This window comes from Flavobacterium arabinosi (genome assembly GCF_048158725.1).
Classification (GTDB): domain Bacteria; phylum Bacteroidota; class Bacteroidia; order Flavobacteriales; family Flavobacteriaceae; genus Flavobacterium; species Flavobacterium arabinosi.
On the sequence record NZ_JBLNKX010000007.1, the window covers coordinates 44905 to 63160 of the forward strand.

Below are 18256 nucleotides of genomic sequence, written 5' to 3' on the forward strand. Positions count from 1 at the left end.
TTCTGAAGAAATAAGAAATGTTTATTTCAAAATACATTTCTATCTTTCTCATTCCACTAATTCCCATGAAAAATAAAGAATTTAATATACCTCCTATTCCCGCAGTCCTTTTAGCTATTATTAGTGTGCAATCAGGCGCAGCTATTGCCAAAAGTCTATTTCCTACAATTGGAGCCGCAGGAACAGCATCGATCCGAATTGGTATTTCGGCTTTAATTTTACTATTAGTTTATAGACCAAATCTAAAAGAAATTACACCTAAACAATGGAAAATAGTTATTCCGTATGGTTTGTCTTTGGGCGCTATGAATTTAATTTTTTATCTCGCTATAGAACGAATTCCAATTGGATTAGCTGTTACTTTAGAATTCATGGGGCCTTTATCAGTAGCTATAATTGGTTCAAGACGTTTAATTGATTATTGCTGGGTTTTACTTGCGACTGCAGGAATCGTTTTAATCGCTCCCTGGACAAATGATCGAATGGATTCTTTAGGCGTAATATTTGCTCTTTTAGCGGGTGCACTTTGGGCAGCTTATATTGTTTTAGGAGGAAAAGTTTCTAAAATCATGAACGGTGGCCAGGCTGTTGCCACAGGAATGTTATTCGCTGCTATTTTAATTCTGCCTTTTGGTTTTTACCAAAACGGATTGGCAAATCTTACTCCAAAGCTTTTGGGCTTAGGAATCGCTTTGGCTCTTTTATCAAGTGCTATTCCGTTTACGCTCGAGATGAAAGCTTTAGGTCAGCTTCCTCCTAGAACTTTTAGTATTTTAATGAGCTTAGAACCTGCTGCAGCTTCTATTTGTGCGTTTATTTTTTTGCAGGAAAATCTAAGTTTCTACGAAATTATGGCTGTCGTTTGTGTAGTAATTGCTTCTGTTGGGTCAACTTTAACGGCGAAACGATAAATTGTTTGTTGTATTTTTTAAATAACAAAAAGTCCTGAAATTTCAGAACTTTTTTTGATCGTAGGTTTCATAGTTTTTATTTGTGTTTGTCATTGTGAGGAACAAGCAATCACATTTAGTTGCTCAACTTGTGTCCTTATTAGTGTGATTGCTTCGTTTCTCTATGATATATTGCTTACTTCTTACCCGCTTCTACGAATTCCAATTCCTCTAAACTTACTTTCGAAGTAAACACACCATAATTCACTACTGCTTTGTTCTTCTCAATCTTATCAATGCTACCTACTGATTTTCCGTCGAGCATTCGGACACGATCACCCACTTTTAAAATGGCTTTTGGTTTTACAACTACGGGTTTTAGTTTCTTCTCTTTCTTTTCCTGGCGAATTTCTTCTACATGAACAGTGATTTCTTCTATAACTTCTTTTTTCTTCTCAATAATAGCTTTGGCCTCTTTAGGTGTGGCTTTTTTACGTTTTGAATTTTCAATTTCAATAATTTTTAAAAACTCCCCAATTAGGTCTTTTTTATTTTTGGTATTAAAATATTTCTCGGCTATATCTTCAATTTTTTGACCAATGTAAATCGTTTTCTGATTGCTGTCATATAATTCCTGATAGCTTTCCAGTTTTTGTTTGATTTTTACATTGATGTTTTCCATTTTCTTGCCTTCTTCTCGCGCTTTTGTTTCCTCTTCTTTGAGCGTTTGTGAGGTTTTTTCCATTTTCGAACGCTCTTTTTGAAGTGTAGCAATCGTTTTATCAAAACGCACTTTCCCCACTTCAATTTTCTTTTTCGCTCGATTTATTAAACTAAATGGAATTCCGTTTTTTAAAGCAACTTCAAATGTAAAAGAACTTCCTGCTTGTCCTAAAACCAACTTGTATAAAGGTTCTAATGTTTTTTCATCAAAAAGCATGTTCGCATTGGTAGCATAAGGCAATTCATTAGCAAGAATTTTTAAATTCGAATAATGCGTTGTAATAATTCCAAAGGCTTCCCGATGATAAAACTCTTCAAGGAAAATTTCGGCTAATGCACCACCTAATTCAGGATCAGAACCGGTACCAAATTCATCAATCAGGAACATTGTTTTTTTATTGCACTTCTTTAAAAAGTAGTTCATGTTCTTTAATCGATAACTGTATGTACTTAGGTGATTTTCAATAGATTGATTATCTCCGATATCTGTTAATATGCGATCAAACAAAAACGTTTCACTGCGTTCGTGTACCGGAATCAACATTCCGGATTGCAGCATCAATTGGAGTAATCCAACCGTTTTTAACGATATGGTTTTCCCTCCGGCATTAGGACCTGAAATAACAATGATTCTGCTTTCCTGATTTAATTCAATGGTCTGCGGATGTGTAATTTCATTTTTCTGTTTGTTATTCAAATACAAAATAGGATGGTAGGCATCTCTAAAATAGAGTCGGCGATCTTCCGTAATTGTTGGTAAAATTCCATTGATTTTATTGGCATATTTTGCTTTTGCGGCAATCACGTCAATATCACTTAAGAAATCCTGATATTGAATTAGCAACGGTAAAAAAGGACGAATTTTATTCGATAATTGTTTTAGGATTCGGGTAATTTCCTCTTTTTCCTCGTATTCTAAATTGCTTAGTTCACGGGAATATTTGAGTGTGGCTTCAGGTTCTATATAAGCAATGCTTCCCGTTTTTGAACTGCCCAGAATTGACCCCTTCACTTTACGACGATACATGGCAAGAACAGCTAAAACACGTCTGTTTTGAACGAAACTTTCTTTAATGTCGTCTAAATAACCTAAGGCATTATATTGCGTTAACGCGGTTCCAAAACTTTGGTTTACTTTCCCACGAACCAAATTCATATTGCGTCGAAGATCCAATAAATCCGGTGAAGCATTGTCTTTTATTTCACCATATTTATCGACTACTTCATCAACCATTGTGATGATATCTTTGGTAAATTCGACTTGTGAGGCTCTTGCGTTTAAGTTTGGATAATAATCTTCGAATTTTTTCAGGAAATTCAATAAGAAATTCGCAGTTGATGAAATGGTGGCAATTTTTCTAAAACTGCCCACTTCAAGAAAACTATCTTCAATAGCCAAGAATTTAATTTCGTGTGTTATGGCATCAAAACCATGATTAGGAATCGCATTGTTATTCTGAAAAGAGGAAACATATTCAGATGTTTGCATTAATGATTGCATCAAGGTTTCCTTATCCTTGAAAGGAGTGATTTCTAATGCTTTTTGTTTTCCAATATCAGTATTACAAATCTTCGAAATAGTATCGAGAACGGTTGGGAATTGTAAATCTTGTAACGTTTTTTCGGTGATGGATATCATTTTATAATCTAAGTTGTAAAGTTTCAAAGTTACAAAGATTCAAAATGAAATGCATTAATTTTTTAGCGGACTTTGCGAAAAACTTTGCGAACTTTACGGCAAAATAATTTACATGCAAATCAACCTCAATCCTTCTTGGCAATCCATTTTATCAGACGAAATTCAGAAACCTTATTTTCAGGATTTAATGGAAACTGTTGCCGAAGAATATAAAATTCATACTTGCTATCCTCCAAAAGAATTGATTTTCGCTGCTTTTAACTATTGCAGCTTCAAAGGTGTAAAAGTGGTTATTATTGGTCAAGATCCATATCATGGAAAAGGCGAAGCCAATGGTTTGTGTTTCTCGGTAAATGACGGAGTTAGGATTCCGCCTTCTTTGCGCAATATTTTCCGCGAAATGAGTGATGATTTAGGAACTATTTTTATGCCCACTTCCGGGAATCTGGAAGCTTGGGCGAAACAGGGTGTTTTACTTCTGAATGCTTCGCTAACTGTGAGAGAAGATAATCCAAATAGCCATAAGCATTTAAAATGGAACGTTTTTACGGATGCGGTAATCCAGAAAATTTCTGAAGAAAAAGAGCGTGTGGTGTTTTTGCTTTGGGGTAATTTCGCCCATAAAAAAGGACTTAAAATAGACCGAAACAAACATTTGGTATTAGAATCTGGGCATCCATCGCCAATGAGTGCGAATCAGGGAAAGTGGTTTGGGAACAAACATTTCAGTAAAACAAATACTTATTTGAAACAAAATGGAATGGAAACAATCAACTGGATTTCAGTAGATTAATTTTTTTGTTTAAAGATATAAACGCTCGTTTTACATTGCTTTGCGTGAGTGATGGCAGTGGAGCTCTTTTTTTGAGAGACGTTTTAGCCTCTCAAAAAAAAGCGGAACGTACAGCACGACCCGAAGTTTTTACGTAGGGTCACGCCCAAATTGAAATCGTATTGTTTGTAGAATTAAGTTCTAGATAACAATAATTAAAGTGTCTATTTCTTAATTATTTCTTCTAAAGTAGCTTTGCCTTCTTCGTTTTTTATTTTTAGGATAATTTCTTGACCTTTCAACGTTTTGCCTTCAATCACGTATACTTTACTTTTACCAAATTCGGTATTGCTTTTATCAAAGTCAACATCACCGTATTGCAATGTGTTTTTTATATCAATGGTATCAATCCACTTTTCAGCTAATATTTGGGATGCTTTTTCAGAATAATCAAAAGGTTTGTTTCTTAAATCATTCAATACTCTTGCATTTGGAAAATAATTGCAACGGGTATCTTTTCCACTAAAAATAGCGGCTACAAAAAACAATCCTAATATTAAACCAATAAGATAATAAGCAAAACGATGTACGAATTTCATGTTTTAAATTTTTGGCAAAGGTAAAAGAAAGTTTGCTTAAAAAACAATTAAATTGATGTCGTTAATAGGTAGATCAAACCAATCGCCAATTGCTTTATTGGTAAGTATTCCATGATAGAGATAAACTCCGTTTTTCAATCCTTTATTGCATCGTAAAGCGCTTTCAATTCCACCATCTTCAGCAATTTGTAACAAATAAGGAGTGATGATATTGCTAATGGATAATGAAGCCGTTTTTGAATAACGGGAAGGGATATTGGGTACACAGTAGTGCAAAACATTATTTTTGATAAAGGTTGGTTTTTCATGTGAAGTCACTTCCGAAGTCTCAAAACAACCACCGGTATCAATGCTTACATCTACGATAACGGCCCCCTTTTTCATGTATTCAACCATAGTTTCCGTCACTACAACCGGGCAACGTTCCATGCCTCTCATGGCGCCAATAGCGACATCACAACGTCTTAGTGCTTTCAGTAAAGATTTAGGCTGAATGGTAGAAGTAAATATGCGTTGATTCAGATTATTTTGCAGTCGGCGTAATTTGGTTATGGAATTATCAAATACTTTCACATTCGCCCCCAAACCAATAGCGGTTTTAGCTGCAAATTCAGCAACGGTTCCTGCACCTAAAATTACAACTTCAGTAGGAGGAACGCCAGTAATATTTCCGAATAATAATCCTTTTCCAAATTCATTGGTAATCATTAATTCGGCAGCAATTAAAATGGAGGCAGTTCCTGCAATTTCACTCAATGATCTGACTGCGGGGTATGTGCCGTCTTCGTCTTTTATGTATTCAAAAGCAAGTGCTGTGATTTTCTTTTTAGTTAAAGCCTCGAAATAGGCCTTTTTTCTGGTTTTTAATTGAATTGCTGATATCAGAATCGTTTCCCGATTCATCATTTCAATTTCGGCCAGGGTAGCGGGCTCTACTTTTAGTATCATGGGACAACTAAACACCTTTTTGGTATCATTAGTTATTTCGGCTCCCGCTTCAAAATATTCTTTATCCGAATAACTGGAACTTTCACCTGCACCAGCTTCAATCATTACCCGGTGACCATGATAGGTCAGTGTATTTACAGCATCAGGAGTCAGACAAATACGGCGTTCTTGATAACTGGTCTCTTTTGGAATTCCAATAAAAAGTTCGCTTTTCCGTCTTCGTATCTCGAGTTTTTCTTCTTGAGGTAATAACTGCTGTTTAGTAAATGGTGTTATCGTTATTGGCATTAGTGCTGTAAAATTTAGGGTACAATTTACGGAAAAAGTTTTAGAAAAAGGCAATTGAAGTACTGGAAAATGTATTGATGCTGAAATTAAAAATTAGCCGATGATTCTTTCCATTTTTATGTCGGCTCTTTCGTAAACACCGTCTTCTAAAGCTATTTCTACAAAACCAAATTTTTCATACAAATGGATTGCTGGCAGTAATTTTCTGTTCGAATATAAAATAAGCTTTTTAATGCCTTCCTTTTCAGCGATATCCATACAATGGACCATCAGTTTTTTCCCTATTCCCAGTCCTTGAATTTCATCAGTAACTGCCATTTTACTCAATTCAAATGTGGTTTCATCGATTTTTATTAAGGAAACCGTGCCAATGATTTTGTCATTGTATTTTGCATAAAAAATCATTCCGCCTTTGTCAATGATTTCTTCTTGGGGATTTGATAATACTATTTCGTCTTTGGGTTCCACCTTGAAATATTTCTTTAGCCATTCTATATTCAAGGTTTTTATAGGTTCAGTTAAAGCTGTAGTAAAAGGAATAATTTCAACTGTATTTTCTAAACTCATAGTAATTGTTTTTATTTTAATTCTAGGGAACGTTTTCCATCCGGAAGTAGTTCAATCGTAATGACAGAATGGGTTTCAGGAATTAAATTCGGAATCTTTTCCGCCCATTCTATAAAACACCAATTACCGGAATACAAGTAATCATCAACGCCCATGTCCAAGGCTTCAACTTCATGATTCAATCTATAAAAATCAAAATGATAAACGATTTGATTAGCAGTAGTTTGATATTCATTAACTAAAGAAAAGGTTGGACTGCTTGTAGCACCTAAAACTCCAAGAGTTTTACACAATTGTTTTATTAATGTGGTTTTGCCAACACCCATTTCTCCATGAAAAAGAATCACTTTTTTTGGGTTTTCGGCTATGATTTTTTGTGCAACTTCCTCAAGTTGATCTAAAGAAAAAATAACATTCATAATTTAAGTATTCAGTGTTCAGTGATTAGTGTTCAGTTATCTCGGCTATCTGCAAACTGAACACTACAAACTGACCACTTTTTTATTTCGGATTAAAAACTAAAAAAGGAATAATCATTTCTTCCAATGAAATTCCACCATGCTGATACGTGTTTTTATAATAACTTACATAATGATTGTAATTATTGACATACGCCAAAAACAAATCATTTTTTGCAAAAATATAAGAACTACTCATATTTATCGTTGGCAAACCAATATTCTTTGGTTCTTTCACCGCATAAACATCTTTGTGTTCGTAGGTTAAGCTGCGTCCTGTTTTGTAACGCAAATTCAAACTTGTATTTTTATCACCCACTACTTTCGATGGATTTTTCACGTTTATGGTTCCGTGATCCGTAGTTAAAATCAACTTGAAACCCATTTTCTGTGCCTGTTGGATAATTTCCAAAAGTGGAGAATTTTTAAACCAACTCAGCGTCAGCGAGCGATATGCTTTATCGTCGGAAGCAAGTTCTTTTACCACATCCATTTCGGTTTTAGCGTGCGAAAGCATGTCTACAAAATTATAAACCACGGTAACCAAATCGTTGTTTTTTAGTGATTTAAAACCTTCAACTAGCTTTTTACCGCCCGCAAGATTGGTGATTTTAAAATAATCTTCCTTAATATGCAATCCCAAACGTTTCAATTGTGCCGACAAAAACTCCGCCTCGTACAGGTTTTTTCCGCCTTCTTCGGGATCATTTTTCCAATACTGGGGAAACTGTTTTTCCATTTCAAGTGGCGTCAACCCCGAGAAAATAGCATTTCTCGCATATTGTGTGGCCGTTGGCAAAATCGCGTAATAGGGAACTTCTTTTTCTAGCTTGTAATAATTACTCACCACACTTTCAAAAGCTTTCCATTGATCGTAACGTAAATTATCAATTACGACAAACAAAATAGGTTTGTCTTTTTTTACAATTTCAGGAACCACTAATTCTTTAAATAATGTGTGTGATTGAACCGGTTTGTCTGCTTTTGGTGCAAACCAATCTTCATAATTGCGTTCAATAAATTTTCCGAATTGGGAATTGGCTTCCGTTTTCTGGGATTCCAGAATTTCAACCATGCTTTGATCGTTGATGTTCTCCAATTCCAGTTCCCAAAAAATCAATTTTTTATACAATTCAATCCAGTCTTCATAGGAATTCACCATCGCCATTTCCATGGTGATTTTTCTAAATTCCTTCTGATAATCCAACGTTGTTTTTTGCGAAATCAATCGGGAATGATCCAAGTTTTTCTTTAAACTCAACAAAATCTGATTCGGATTCACAGGTTTGATTAAATAATCGGCAATTTTAGAGCCAATCGCTTCCTCCATGATGTATTCCTCTTCACTTTTGGTAATCATAATCATGGGAACCGAAGATTTTTTTTCTTTCATCTCAGACAGCGTTTCGAGACCACTCATTCCGGGCATATTTTCATCCAGAAAAACAATGTCAAAATTGTTTTCCTCAAAAATATCAACCGCATCACGACCGTTATTACAAGTAGTAACTTCGTAATTTTTCTTTTCCAGAAATAATATATGAGGCTTTAAAAGGTCGATTTCATCATCTACCCAAAGTATTTTTATTTTATCCATAAGACGTATTAACAAGTGTTCAAAAGTAATAATTGAAAGTGCCAATTTACTCTTTTTTGCAACGGATAGTTGCTAATATTATGATAATTTTTCGCGCAATAGTTCCTCGTATTCCTATATAAAGATAAGGTTTTTTTACATTGAAATTGTTTCTGGGCGTGACCCATCCTCCGTAAACTCCGCCTGGGTCGGGCTGTACGCTGTATCTTTCCTTTTTAAAGAAAAAAGGAAAGGATGCCGCTTCCATCCCTCACGCAGCTGCCAGAACGATTGGATTTATAATTACAATTGAGATAATAAAAGTTTTCAGAAAATAAAAAAGTATTGGAGTATTATGATTGCTTTTTTATAAATTCGTTAAAATATAAATGCTATAGTTTATCGAATCAAGTTACCGAAAAAACGGTAAAAAGAGCAGTACCTTTAAAAAAAAAGGTGTCATAATCAGCTAAATAAAATTATGAATTATAAAGATAAAATATTGAAAGTGATTATATCAAATTTGAGAATAAGAAGATAATTCTGTATTTGATAATTTTTATCTACATAGTAGTATTTTCGACACCAAAAGTTAGTTTTGTGTGCTGGAAAGAGAAAAAATTGGCAATTGGTTTTGTTCGCAATAATTGTGCTGAGACAATTTTCAGCTTTCCAAGGAAACGGAATTTGAGTTGATTGGAAATAACGGATTAAAACGTTAGAATTGTTAAACTTTTAATGATATTACAAATGGATAAAAAAATGAACCAAAATGCCGTTCATACTTTACTTGCCGAATACAAAAAAGCAATTAATGAATTACAGGATATAATTCTAGATATCTCAAAAAAGAACTTAGTATTTGTAATAGATAAAGAAACTCCGAATTGGGACTGCAAATCAATTCAAACCATACTTACACATGTTATAAGTTCCGGTTATTCGTATTGCATTTACATTCAAAATTCAAGAGACATATGTAGTGAACGACCTGAAAAAATTATACGTACATCAATAATTCAATATATAAAAGATCTTGATAAGCTACTTGAATTTACGTTTAACACATTCACCAATATAAGCGATAATGATTTGGAAGAATGCGATAATACTAAAAAAATAATTACATCTTGGGAACAACTTTATGACATTGAACAATTAATGGAGCATGCAATCGTACATGTTTTACGCCATAGAAGACAAATTGAAAAGTTTAAAATCATATTAAATAATGAAGCATAGCTAATGCTAATAACAATTCCTTGGTTATTTCGAAGGAACGATAAGTAGGACTGTTTCTTCTTTAATTTTTTACAATATTCCAATAATTTAATTATATTCTGTAATTTTACTAAAAACAAAAAAAAATGGAAATAAATTGGGTTATTATAGCTGTAATTTTGGTTGGCGCCATTGCTTTAATTCTATACTTGATTAAAAAGAATCAAATCGATAAAAAAGAAGTGACTAAATTTTTTAATACGGATACTACAATTAGAAAGGAATCAGAACTAGATGAAGAGGAGGAGTACTGATTGCATTCTTTCGTAATTATTAAAATTTAAAAAATGAATACTATAATTCTGAAAACAGAACGATTAAATTTAAGACCAATTGCAGCATCAGATTTAGATTATATTCATGAATTGCATTGTATGGAAGAAATAGATGAATTCAATACGTTAGGAATTCCACAACATATTGATGAAACTAAAGTGCTTTTAGAAGAATGGATTTTTGAAAACAACAGAGCGCTTACTACCCATTTTACTTTTGCGGTGGAATTAAATACTGGAAACCAAATTATAGGATTAATTGGAATCAATTCGGGAAAGTTGAAATATAAAAATGCCGAAGTTTGGTTTAAATTTCATAAAAATCATTGGAATAAAGGCTACGCTACAGAATCGTTGAAACAGCTACTGTATTTTGGATTTAATGCACTTAACCTTCATCGAATTGAAGCGGGTTGTGCCGTTGGGAATATAGGTTCCATAAACGTTTTGGAAAAAATGGGGATGATACGAGAAGCACATACACGAAAATTGTTACCATTAAAATCAGGCTGGTCAGATAATTATGGATATGCCATTTTATCGACTGACTGAATAATTCCATTTTGGTGAGAACGTTAAGATTTACGTCCAAAAACAAGAAACTAATGCTGCAAACATTTTTTTTGTTCCTAATGTAAAACAAAACGATTTTATACTAAATTTATACTTTTATCAAACCAAACCAAATTATTTATGAAATCGGAAAAAATTAGAAACTATTTTTTGAGTATTACCTTATTTTCAGTGACTCTTGCCATGGCACAACATGATTATGTGAATACGCCACCAGCCGTGTCGCCAATGACGATGAAACCCGAGATGACTGAAATATGGGAACCGCAAGTAAAAGTAATCACTCCTGCTAAAAAGCTAGGAGATGCACCTTCCGATGCGATTGTTTTATTTGACGGGAAAAATTTAGATCAATGGGTTAGCCAAAAAGATGTTACAAAGCCAGCTCCATGGAAAATAGTGGATAAGGAATATATGGAAGTTGTGGATGGTTCCGGAGCGATTCAGACAAAAATGCAGTTTGGAGATTGCCAATTGCATGTCGAATGGAGCGCACCCGATGCAGTGGTTGATGGAGGACAATGGAGAGGAAACAGTGGTATATTTTTACAAAACAGATACGAACTTCAAGTTTTGGATTCGTATAACAACAGAACTTATAGCAATGGGCAAGCAGGAAGTATTTATAAAGATGTACCGCCTTTAGTGAATGCCATGAAAATGCCTTTAGAATGGAATACGTATGATGTTGTTTATACTGCTCCGCGCTTTAAAGCTGATGGAAGACTAGATGCTCCGGCAAGAATAACAGTATTGCACAATGGAGTTTTGGTTCAAAATAATGCTACTATTAGTGGGTTGACACTTTATATTGGTTTACACAATTATCCTTCACCACATGGTGATGATGTGATCGCGTTACAAGAGCATGGTTGTAAAACTCAATTCAGAAATATCTGGATTAGAAAACTTTAAATACTAAAAAAGGAGAGCTAAAAACTCTCCTTTTTTAGTATTAGTGCAAACAGGAAAGTCTATTTTTTTGATTCAAAATCGTCATAACAAACGGTTTCTATTTTAAAGTCTAATTTCCTTATATTTGTTGACCAAAAACAAAGTTATAGTGAGTCAAATCAATAAGCTAAAAATATTCAATGACCCCATTTATGGGTTTATTACCATCCCCAATGCCTTAATTTACGATTTAGTTCAGCATCCTTATTTTCAACGCTTGCGCCGCATTTCACAAATGGGTTTGTCGTATTTGGTTTATCCAGGTGCAAATCACACTCGTTTTCACCATGCTTTAGGTTGCATGCATCTGATGCAAAAAGCGGTGGATGTATTGCGTTTTAAAGGGGTTTCGATATCTCCTGAAGAAGAAAATGCGTTGTATATTGCCATTTTATTGCATGATATTGGACACGGACCGTTTTCGCACGCGATGGAAAAAAGCATTGTTGAAGATGTACATCATGAAGAAATCTCCTTGTTATTTATGAACCAATTGAATTTGGAATTCGATGGTCAGTTGAGTTTAGCAATTCAGATTTTTAAAGGTGAATATGACCGAAAATTCATGTTGCAATTGATTTCCAGTCAATTGGATATGGACCGAATGGATTATCTGAAACGGGACAGTTTTTATTCGGGTGTGGCAGAAGGAAATGTCAATTCAGAGCGACTGATTCAAATGATGAATGTGGTGGATGATTTCTTGGTAATTGAAGAAAAAGGAATTTATTCTGTAGAGAAGTTTCTGATGTCAAGACGCTTAATGTATTGGCAGGCGTATTTACATAAAACGAGTTTGGTAGCAGAGTTAATTTTGACGAAAGTCTTAAAACGTGCCAAAGAATTAACATTAAAAGGAATTCAATTGCCTTGTAGTGAGCCGTTGCTATTTTTTATGCAAAATAGAGTTACCTTGGACACTTTTGACACTGAAAATCTGGATTTATTTTCTCAATTGGATGATTTTGATATCATTAGTGCTTTAAAATCTTGGCAAAAACAGGACGATTTTATATTGTCATCTTTGAGTAAAATGATAGTCAATCGTGATTTATTAAAAATAAAATTAACCAGTGAAAAAGTTGATATTGAAGAGTTACAACCTTTGAAAGAACGTTTTGCGCAGGAGAATAATATTTCATTATTGGAGACTAATTATTTTATTTTTAAAGGGAAAATAAAAAACCAAGCATATAGTAAAGAAGCCGAACCAATACGGATTTTGAAAAAAGACAGAACAATTGAGGACGTTATTGAATCTTCGGATCAGCTGAATTTAAAATCGTTATCTAAACTGGTTACCAAGTATTATATATGTTTCCCAAAACAACTTGCATAAAATGAACATTTAAAATCTATTTTTTTATATTTTTGTCGCAATGAAATTTACAGCAGAACAAATAGCAGGGATTTTAGAAGGTGAAGTTGTGGGGAATCCTATGGCTGAAGTTTCTAGATTGTCAAAAATAGAAGAGGGAGCTGAAGGATCACTTACTTTTTTGTCAAATCCTAAATATCTCAATTATATATATTCTACAAAGGCCTCGGTAACAATTGTTAATGATACTTTTGTTGCAGAATCACCGCTTGCCACAACACTAATAAAAGTACAAGATGCCTATGCAGCATTTTCTAAATTATTAGAATTTTACAATCAGGTAAAGTTAAATAAAAGTGGGATAGAGCAACCTTCTTTCCTTTCGCAAAGCGTAAAATACGGAGATGATTTATATCTTGGTAGTTTTAGTTATGTGGGACAGCATGTAGTTTTGGGTGAAAATGTGAAAATATATCCTAATTGTTTCATTGGAGATAACGTAGTAATTGGAGATAATGTGATATTATTTGCTGGCGCAAAAATTTACTCGGAGACTGTTATTGGAAATAATTGTACGATTCATTCTGGAGCAATAATAGGTGCTGATGGTTTTGGTTTTGCTCCAAATCCTGACGGAACGTATACTAAAATTCCACAAATAGGGAATGTAATTATTGAGGATAATGTTGATATAGGGTCCTGCACTACAATTGACAGGGCTACAATGGGTTCTACAATTATAAGAAAGGGAGTGAAGCTTGACAATCAAATTCAGATTGCCCACAATGTCGAAATTGGTGAGAATACTGTAATTGCTGCTCAAACGGGTGTTGCAGGTTCTACAAAAATTGGCAAGAATGGCATGATTGGTGGGCAGGTAGGAATCTCGGGACATTTGACCATTGGTAATAATGTCCGGATTCAGGCTCAATCTGGTGTAGGAAGGAATATAAAAGATAATGAGATTCTACAAGGAAGCCCCGCATTTGGATACAATGATTTTAGTAAATCGTACGTTCATTTCAGGAATCTACCTAAAATTGTTGCAGAAATAGAGGAATTAAAAAAACAAATATTAAACCAAAAAAATGGAAAAAATGGTTAAACAGCAGACCATCAAAACAGAAATCTCATTAACTGGAGTTGGATTACATACAGGAAAAGAAGTTAAAATGACTTTTAAACCTGCTCCAGTAAATAATGGTTTTACTTTTGTTAGAGTAGATCTGGAAGGACAACCTGTTATTGAAGCTGATGCAAATTATGTTGTAAACACACAAAGAGGAACCAATTTAGAAAAACTAGGAGTAAAAATTCAAACACCAGAACATGTTTTAGCAGCATTAATTGGTTGTGATTTAGATAATGTCATCATTGAACTAAATGCTTCAGAGCTTCCTATAATGGATGGTTCTTCAAAATATTTTGTTGAAGCCCTTGAAAAAGCGGGAATCGAAGAGCAAAATGCTAAAAGAAATGTATATGTGGTAAAAGAAGTAATTTCTTTTACTGATGAAGCAACTGGGAGTGAGATTTTAGTGATGCCAAGTGATCATTATTCCGTTACTGCAATGGTTGATTTTGGAACTAAAATTTTAGGAACCCAAAATGCTAACATGAAAAATATTTCAGAATTTAAAACTGAAATATCTGAATCCAGAACCTTCAGCTTTTTACATGAATTAGAATCACTTTTAGAAAATGGCTTAATAAAAGGAGGCGATTTGAATAATGCCATCGTATATGTTGATAAAGAAATATCGGCAGCTACTATGGAGAATCTAAAAGTTGCTTTTGGAAAAGAGGAGTTAACGGTTAAACCAAACGGTATTTTAGACAACCTTACTTTACATTATCCAAATGAAGCTGCAAGACATAAACTACTGGATGTAGTGGGTGATTTAGCTTTGATTGGAACAAGAATACAAGGTAAAGTAATTGCCAATAAGCCAGGACATTTTGTAAATACCCAATTTGCAAAAAAAATGGCGAAAATTATAAAAATAGAACAAAGAAATTATGTTCCTGTTTATGATTTAAATCAAGAGCCTTTAATGGACATTCATAAAATTATGGCTGTTCTTCCTCATAGACCTCCATTTTTATTGATTGACAGAATTATTGAAATGTCTGAAAGTCATGTTGTGGGTATGAAAAATGTTACAATGAATGAAAATTTCTTTGTTGGGCATTTCCCGGAAGCTCCAGTTATGCCAGGTGTTTTAATTGTAGAGGCAATGGCACAAACAGGAGGGATTTTAGTATTAAGTACAGTTCCTGATCCTGAAAATTATTTGACTTTCTTTATGAAAATTGATAAGGTTAAATTCAAACATAAAGTACTCCCAGGTGACACTTTGATTTTTAAATGTGATTTAATAACGCCTATCAGAAGAGGGATTTGTCATATGCAAGCGAATGCTTACGCAAATGGGAAACTAGTTGCAGAAGCGGAGTTAATGGCCCAAATTGCGAAAAAACAATAAATTTAGATTTAAAACTGTATTATTCATTTGAAAAAATGAGTTTACAGTTTTTTTGTTCTAATTAATATAAAAAAATAAAAAAAGTAGATGAATCAACCACTAGCATATGTTCATCCTGGCGCAAAAATAGCCAAAAATGTTGTCATAGAGCCTTTTACCACCATTCATAATAATGTTATTATTGGAGATGGAACTTGGATAGGTTCAAACGTTACTATCATGGAAGGCGCAAGAATTGGAAAAAATTGCAATATATTCCCTGGTGCTGTAATCTCAGCAGTCCCACAAGATTTGAAATTTGGTGGAGAAGATTCTTTAGCTATAATTGGAGACAATTGTACGATTAGAGAATGTGTAACTATCAATAGAGGAACAATAGCATCTGGACAAACTACTTTAGGTAATAATTGTCTTGTTATGGCAACAGCGCACATAGCTCATGATTGTCACATCGGTGATAATGCAATTATAGTAAACGGTGTCGCTTTGGCTGGTCATGTAACTGTAGGTAATTTTGCGGTTATTGGAGGTTTGGCGGCAATTCATCAATTTATTAGCATAGGAGATCATGCGATGATATCTGGTGGTTCTTTAGTAAGAAAAGATGTTCCACCGTATACAAAAGCGGCTAAAGAACCTTTATCTTATGTTGGAATTAATTCTGTCGGATTAAGAAGACGTGGTTTTACAACTGAAAAGATCAGAGAAATACAGGATATTTATAGAATTCTGTATCAGAAAAATTATAATACTTCTCAGGCATTAGATATTATCGAAGCAGAGATGGAAGCAACAACAGAAAGAGATGAAATCATTGATTTTATCAGAAATTCGTCAAGAGGAATAATGAAAGGATATTCAGGAAACTACTAAAACTGTTTTCAGTTATCACAAAATAAAAATATTAATAAAAATAAACAATATAATGGCATCTACATCAGACATTAAAAACGGATTGTGTATTAAATACAATAATGATATTTACAAAATCATAGAATTTCTTCACGTAAAACCAGGAAAAGGACCTGCTTTTGTTCGAACAAAACTAAGAAGTTTAACGAATGGAAAAGTATTGGATAATACTTTTTCAGCAGGACATAAAATTGAAGAAGTTAGAGTAGAAAACCATAAATTTCAATATTTATATCCTGAAGGTGATGATTTTCATTTTATGAACACGGAAACTTTCGAACAAATTACTTTAAATAAAAACATTTTAGATTCTCCAGATTTATTGAAAGAAGGAGAAAATGTAATGGTAAGTATCAATACAGAGACTGATTTACCTCTTTCAGTAGATATGCCAGCTTCAGTAATACTAGAAGTTACTTATGCTGAACCTGGGATTAAAGGAAATACTGCTACAAATGCTACAAAATCAGCAACTGTTGAAACAGGTGCAACTGTAAATGTTCCTTTGTTTATCAATGAAGGTGACAAAATTAAAATTGATACTACATCAGGTTCTTACATGGAACGCGTAAAAGAGTAAATTACAGTTTACAGTATTCAGTTTGCAATCAAGCTGAATACTGAACATTGAATACCGAACACTAAATTTATGAAATTCCAAAAAGTTTACTCTTTAGAAGAAATTGCAAATATCATCAACTGTGAATATGTTGGTGATAAAAATTTTCCAGTAACTGGAATGAATGAAATTCATGTTGTTGAATCCGGAGATATAGTTTTTGTTGATCATCCCAAGTATTACGATAAAGCGTTGAACTCAGCGGCAACTATAGTTTTAATAAATAAAAATGTAGCGTGCCCTGATGGGAAAGCATTGCTAATTTCTGATGATCCCTTTAGAGATTTCAATAAATTGACAAATTATTTCAAGCCTTTTCAATTTTCTAATGTTTCAATAGCTACTTCAGCTTCTATAGGTGAAAATACTATAATACAGCCTAATACGTTTATTGGAAATCATGTTGTTATTGGAAAAAACTGTTTGATTCATTCTAATGTATCGATTTATGATTATACCGTAATTGGTGATAACGTAATCATCCACGCTGGAACCATTCTTGGTGCCGATGCGTTTTACTATAAAAAGCGTCCTGAAGGTTATGATCAATTACTTTCTGGTGGAAGGGTAGTAATCAAAGACAATGTTGGGATAGGGGCACTTTGTACCATTGACAAAGGAGTTACAGGCGACACTACCATTGGCGAAGGAACAAAAATTGACAATCAGGTGCATGTAGGTCATGATACTGTGATTGGAAAAAAATGTTTGATTGCTTCACAAACAGGAATTGCAGGTTGCGTAATTATTGAAGATGAAGTTACGATTTGGGGACAAGTAGGAACTACCAGCGGAATTACAATAGGAGCGAAGGCAGTAATTCTTGGTCAAACAGGAGTTACAAAATCAGTAGAAGGCGGTAAATCTTATTTTGGTACGCCAATTGAAGAATCAAGAGAAAAATTGAAACAACTTGCCAATATCAAAAAGATACCAGAAATTTTAAATAAACTAAAATAATTATGTCTGCTAAAGAAATCGTTCAGAAATTTTATAAATCTGATGCCCTAATTGATAGTGAAGTCATGAAAGATTTTTTGCATCCAGACATAATTGTTGAATGGAATAGCAGTAAAGGATTTATTCAGCATAATTATGAATCATTACTCAATTTAGCTAATGATTTAAGCAAGGCTTATGTTCGCTCTAAAGTTAGAATAAGCCATATTATTTCAGAAAAAGATTTAATTTCGGTACGTTATTCTCATTTTGTAAAAACAATTGAAAATCCACGAGAAGAAATGTTATTAGCACATTTTATAACAATTTGGCAAATAAAAGACAATAAATTATTCAGAGGCTACCAAATGAGTCAATTATCATAATATATTTTGACAAAAAAAGGCTTCAAAATAATTTACAAAACCTTACTTTTGCA

At 33.6% G+C, this 18256-nt stretch carries 19 protein-coding genes; 13 read left to right on the top strand and 6 right to left on the bottom strand.

Annotation, left to right across the window (positions count from 1 at the left end; translation table 11 throughout):
* Nucleotides 1-65 precede the first annotated feature (65 nt).
* Complete coding sequence (locus ACM55K_RS14180) at nt 66-911, top strand: EamA family transporter (protein WP_416850928.1); 846 nt, start codon at nt 66-68, stop codon at nt 909-911.
* A 175-nt stretch (nt 912-1086) separates the two neighbouring features.
* Here the strand turns inward: ACM55K_RS14180 and ACM55K_RS14185 are convergent, their stop codons facing one another.
* A complete protein-coding gene (locus tag ACM55K_RS14185; RefSeq protein ID WP_416850929.1) occupies nt 1087-3252 on the bottom strand; it encodes an endonuclease MutS2 in 2166 nt (721 codons plus the stop codon).
* A 112-nt stretch (nt 3253-3364) separates the two neighbouring features.
* Between ACM55K_RS14185 and ung the strand changes: the two genes are divergently transcribed.
* Nucleotides 3365-4045 carry a uracil-DNA glycosylase gene (ung, locus tag ACM55K_RS14190; protein ID WP_416850930.1) on the top strand — a complete coding sequence of 227 codons (681 nt, stop codon included), beginning with the start codon at nt 3365-3367 and terminating at the stop codon, nt 4043-4045.
* 203 nt (nt 4046-4248) lie between these two features.
* Here ung and ACM55K_RS14195 read toward each other — a convergent pair whose 3' ends face one another.
* The 5 genes from ACM55K_RS14195 to porX form a co-directional block, all read right to left on the bottom strand.
* Nucleotides 4249-4623: a DUF4258 domain-containing protein gene (locus ACM55K_RS14195; protein WP_416850931.1), complete on the bottom strand. Its 375-nt coding sequence runs from the start codon at nt 4621-4623 to the stop codon at nt 4249-4251.
* A 36-nt stretch (nt 4624-4659) separates the two neighbouring features.
* Nucleotides 4660-5859 (bottom strand): alanine dehydrogenase, encoded by a 1200-nt coding sequence (locus tag ACM55K_RS14200; protein WP_416850932.1) that lies wholly within the window; start codon nt 5857-5859, stop codon nt 4660-4662.
* A 93-nt stretch (nt 5860-5952) separates the two neighbouring features.
* Nucleotides 5953-6426, bottom strand: coding sequence for a GNAT family N-acetyltransferase (locus ACM55K_RS14205; protein WP_416850933.1), 474 nt, complete (start codon nt 6424-6426; stop codon nt 5953-5955).
* A gap of 11 nt (nt 6427-6437) precedes the next feature.
* Entirely contained in the window at nt 6438-6845 is a 408-nt protein-coding gene (tsaE, locus tag ACM55K_RS14210) for a tRNA (adenosine(37)-N6)-threonylcarbamoyltransferase complex ATPase subunit type 1 TsaE (RefSeq protein ID WP_416850934.1), read from the bottom strand.
* An 82-nt stretch (nt 6846-6927) separates the two neighbouring features.
* Nucleotides 6928-8481 (bottom strand): T9SS response regulator signal transducer PorX, encoded by a 1554-nt coding sequence (gene porX / locus ACM55K_RS14215; RefSeq protein WP_416850935.1) that lies wholly within the window; start codon nt 8479-8481, stop codon nt 6928-6930.
* 729 nt (nt 8482-9210) lie between these two features.
* Between porX and ACM55K_RS14220 the strand changes: the two genes are divergently transcribed.
* From ACM55K_RS14220 to ACM55K_RS14270, 11 genes are all read left to right on the top strand, one after another.
* Nucleotides 9211-9702, top strand: a complete 492-nt coding sequence (locus tag ACM55K_RS14220) for a DinB family protein (RefSeq protein WP_416850936.1) — start codon at nt 9211-9213, stop codon at nt 9700-9702.
* A gap of 125 nt (nt 9703-9827) precedes the next feature.
* Nucleotides 9828-9995 carry a hypothetical protein gene (locus ACM55K_RS14225; RefSeq protein ID WP_416850937.1) on the top strand — a complete coding sequence of 56 codons (168 nt, stop codon included), beginning with the start codon at nt 9828-9830 and terminating at the stop codon, nt 9993-9995.
* Between the two features lie 33 nt (nt 9996-10028).
* Nucleotides 10029-10568 carry a GNAT family N-acetyltransferase gene (locus ACM55K_RS14230; RefSeq protein WP_416850938.1) on the top strand — a complete coding sequence of 180 codons (540 nt, stop codon included), beginning with the start codon at nt 10029-10031 and terminating at the stop codon, nt 10566-10568.
* Nucleotides 10569-10709: 141 nt separating this feature from the next.
* Nucleotides 10710-11504: a 3-keto-disaccharide hydrolase gene (locus ACM55K_RS14235; protein ID WP_416850939.1), complete on the top strand. Its 795-nt coding sequence runs from the start codon at nt 10710-10712 to the stop codon at nt 11502-11504.
* Between the two features lie 148 nt (nt 11505-11652).
* Nucleotides 11653-12882, top strand: a complete 1230-nt coding sequence (locus ACM55K_RS14240) for an HD domain-containing protein (RefSeq protein ID WP_416850940.1) — start codon at nt 11653-11655, stop codon at nt 12880-12882.
* Nucleotides 12883-12922: 40 nt separating this feature from the next.
* Nucleotides 12923-13966, top strand: coding sequence for a UDP-3-O-(3-hydroxymyristoyl)glucosamine N-acyltransferase (gene lpxD, locus ACM55K_RS14245; RefSeq protein ID WP_416850941.1), 1044 nt, complete (start codon nt 12923-12925; stop codon nt 13964-13966).
* Nucleotides 13959-15347 carry a bifunctional UDP-3-O-[3-hydroxymyristoyl] N-acetylglucosamine deacetylase/3-hydroxyacyl-ACP dehydratase gene (locus ACM55K_RS14250; RefSeq protein WP_416844559.1) on the top strand — a complete coding sequence of 463 codons (1389 nt, stop codon included), beginning with the start codon at nt 13959-13961 and terminating at the stop codon, nt 15345-15347. Before lpxD ends, ACM55K_RS14250 begins: the two co-directional genes overlap by 8 nt.
* Nucleotides 15348-15434: 87 nt before the next feature.
* Nucleotides 15435-16220 (top strand): acyl-ACP--UDP-N-acetylglucosamine O-acyltransferase, encoded by a 786-nt coding sequence (gene lpxA / locus ACM55K_RS14255; RefSeq protein WP_143388917.1) that lies wholly within the window; start codon nt 15435-15437, stop codon nt 16218-16220.
* A 52-nt stretch (nt 16221-16272) separates the two neighbouring features.
* Nucleotides 16273-16839 carry an elongation factor P gene (gene efp, locus ACM55K_RS14260; protein WP_416844515.1) on the top strand — a complete coding sequence of 189 codons (567 nt, stop codon included), beginning with the start codon at nt 16273-16275 and terminating at the stop codon, nt 16837-16839.
* Between the two features lie 69 nt (nt 16840-16908).
* Entirely contained in the window at nt 16909-17838 is a 930-nt protein-coding gene (locus tag ACM55K_RS14265) for a UDP-3-O-(3-hydroxymyristoyl)glucosamine N-acyltransferase (protein WP_416850942.1), read from the top strand.
* A gap of 2 nt (nt 17839-17840) precedes the next feature.
* A complete protein-coding gene (locus ACM55K_RS14270) occupies nt 17841-18203 on the top strand; it encodes a nuclear transport factor 2-like protein (protein ID WP_416850943.1) in 363 nt (120 codons plus the stop codon).
* Nucleotides 18204-18256: the final 53 nt, after the last annotated feature.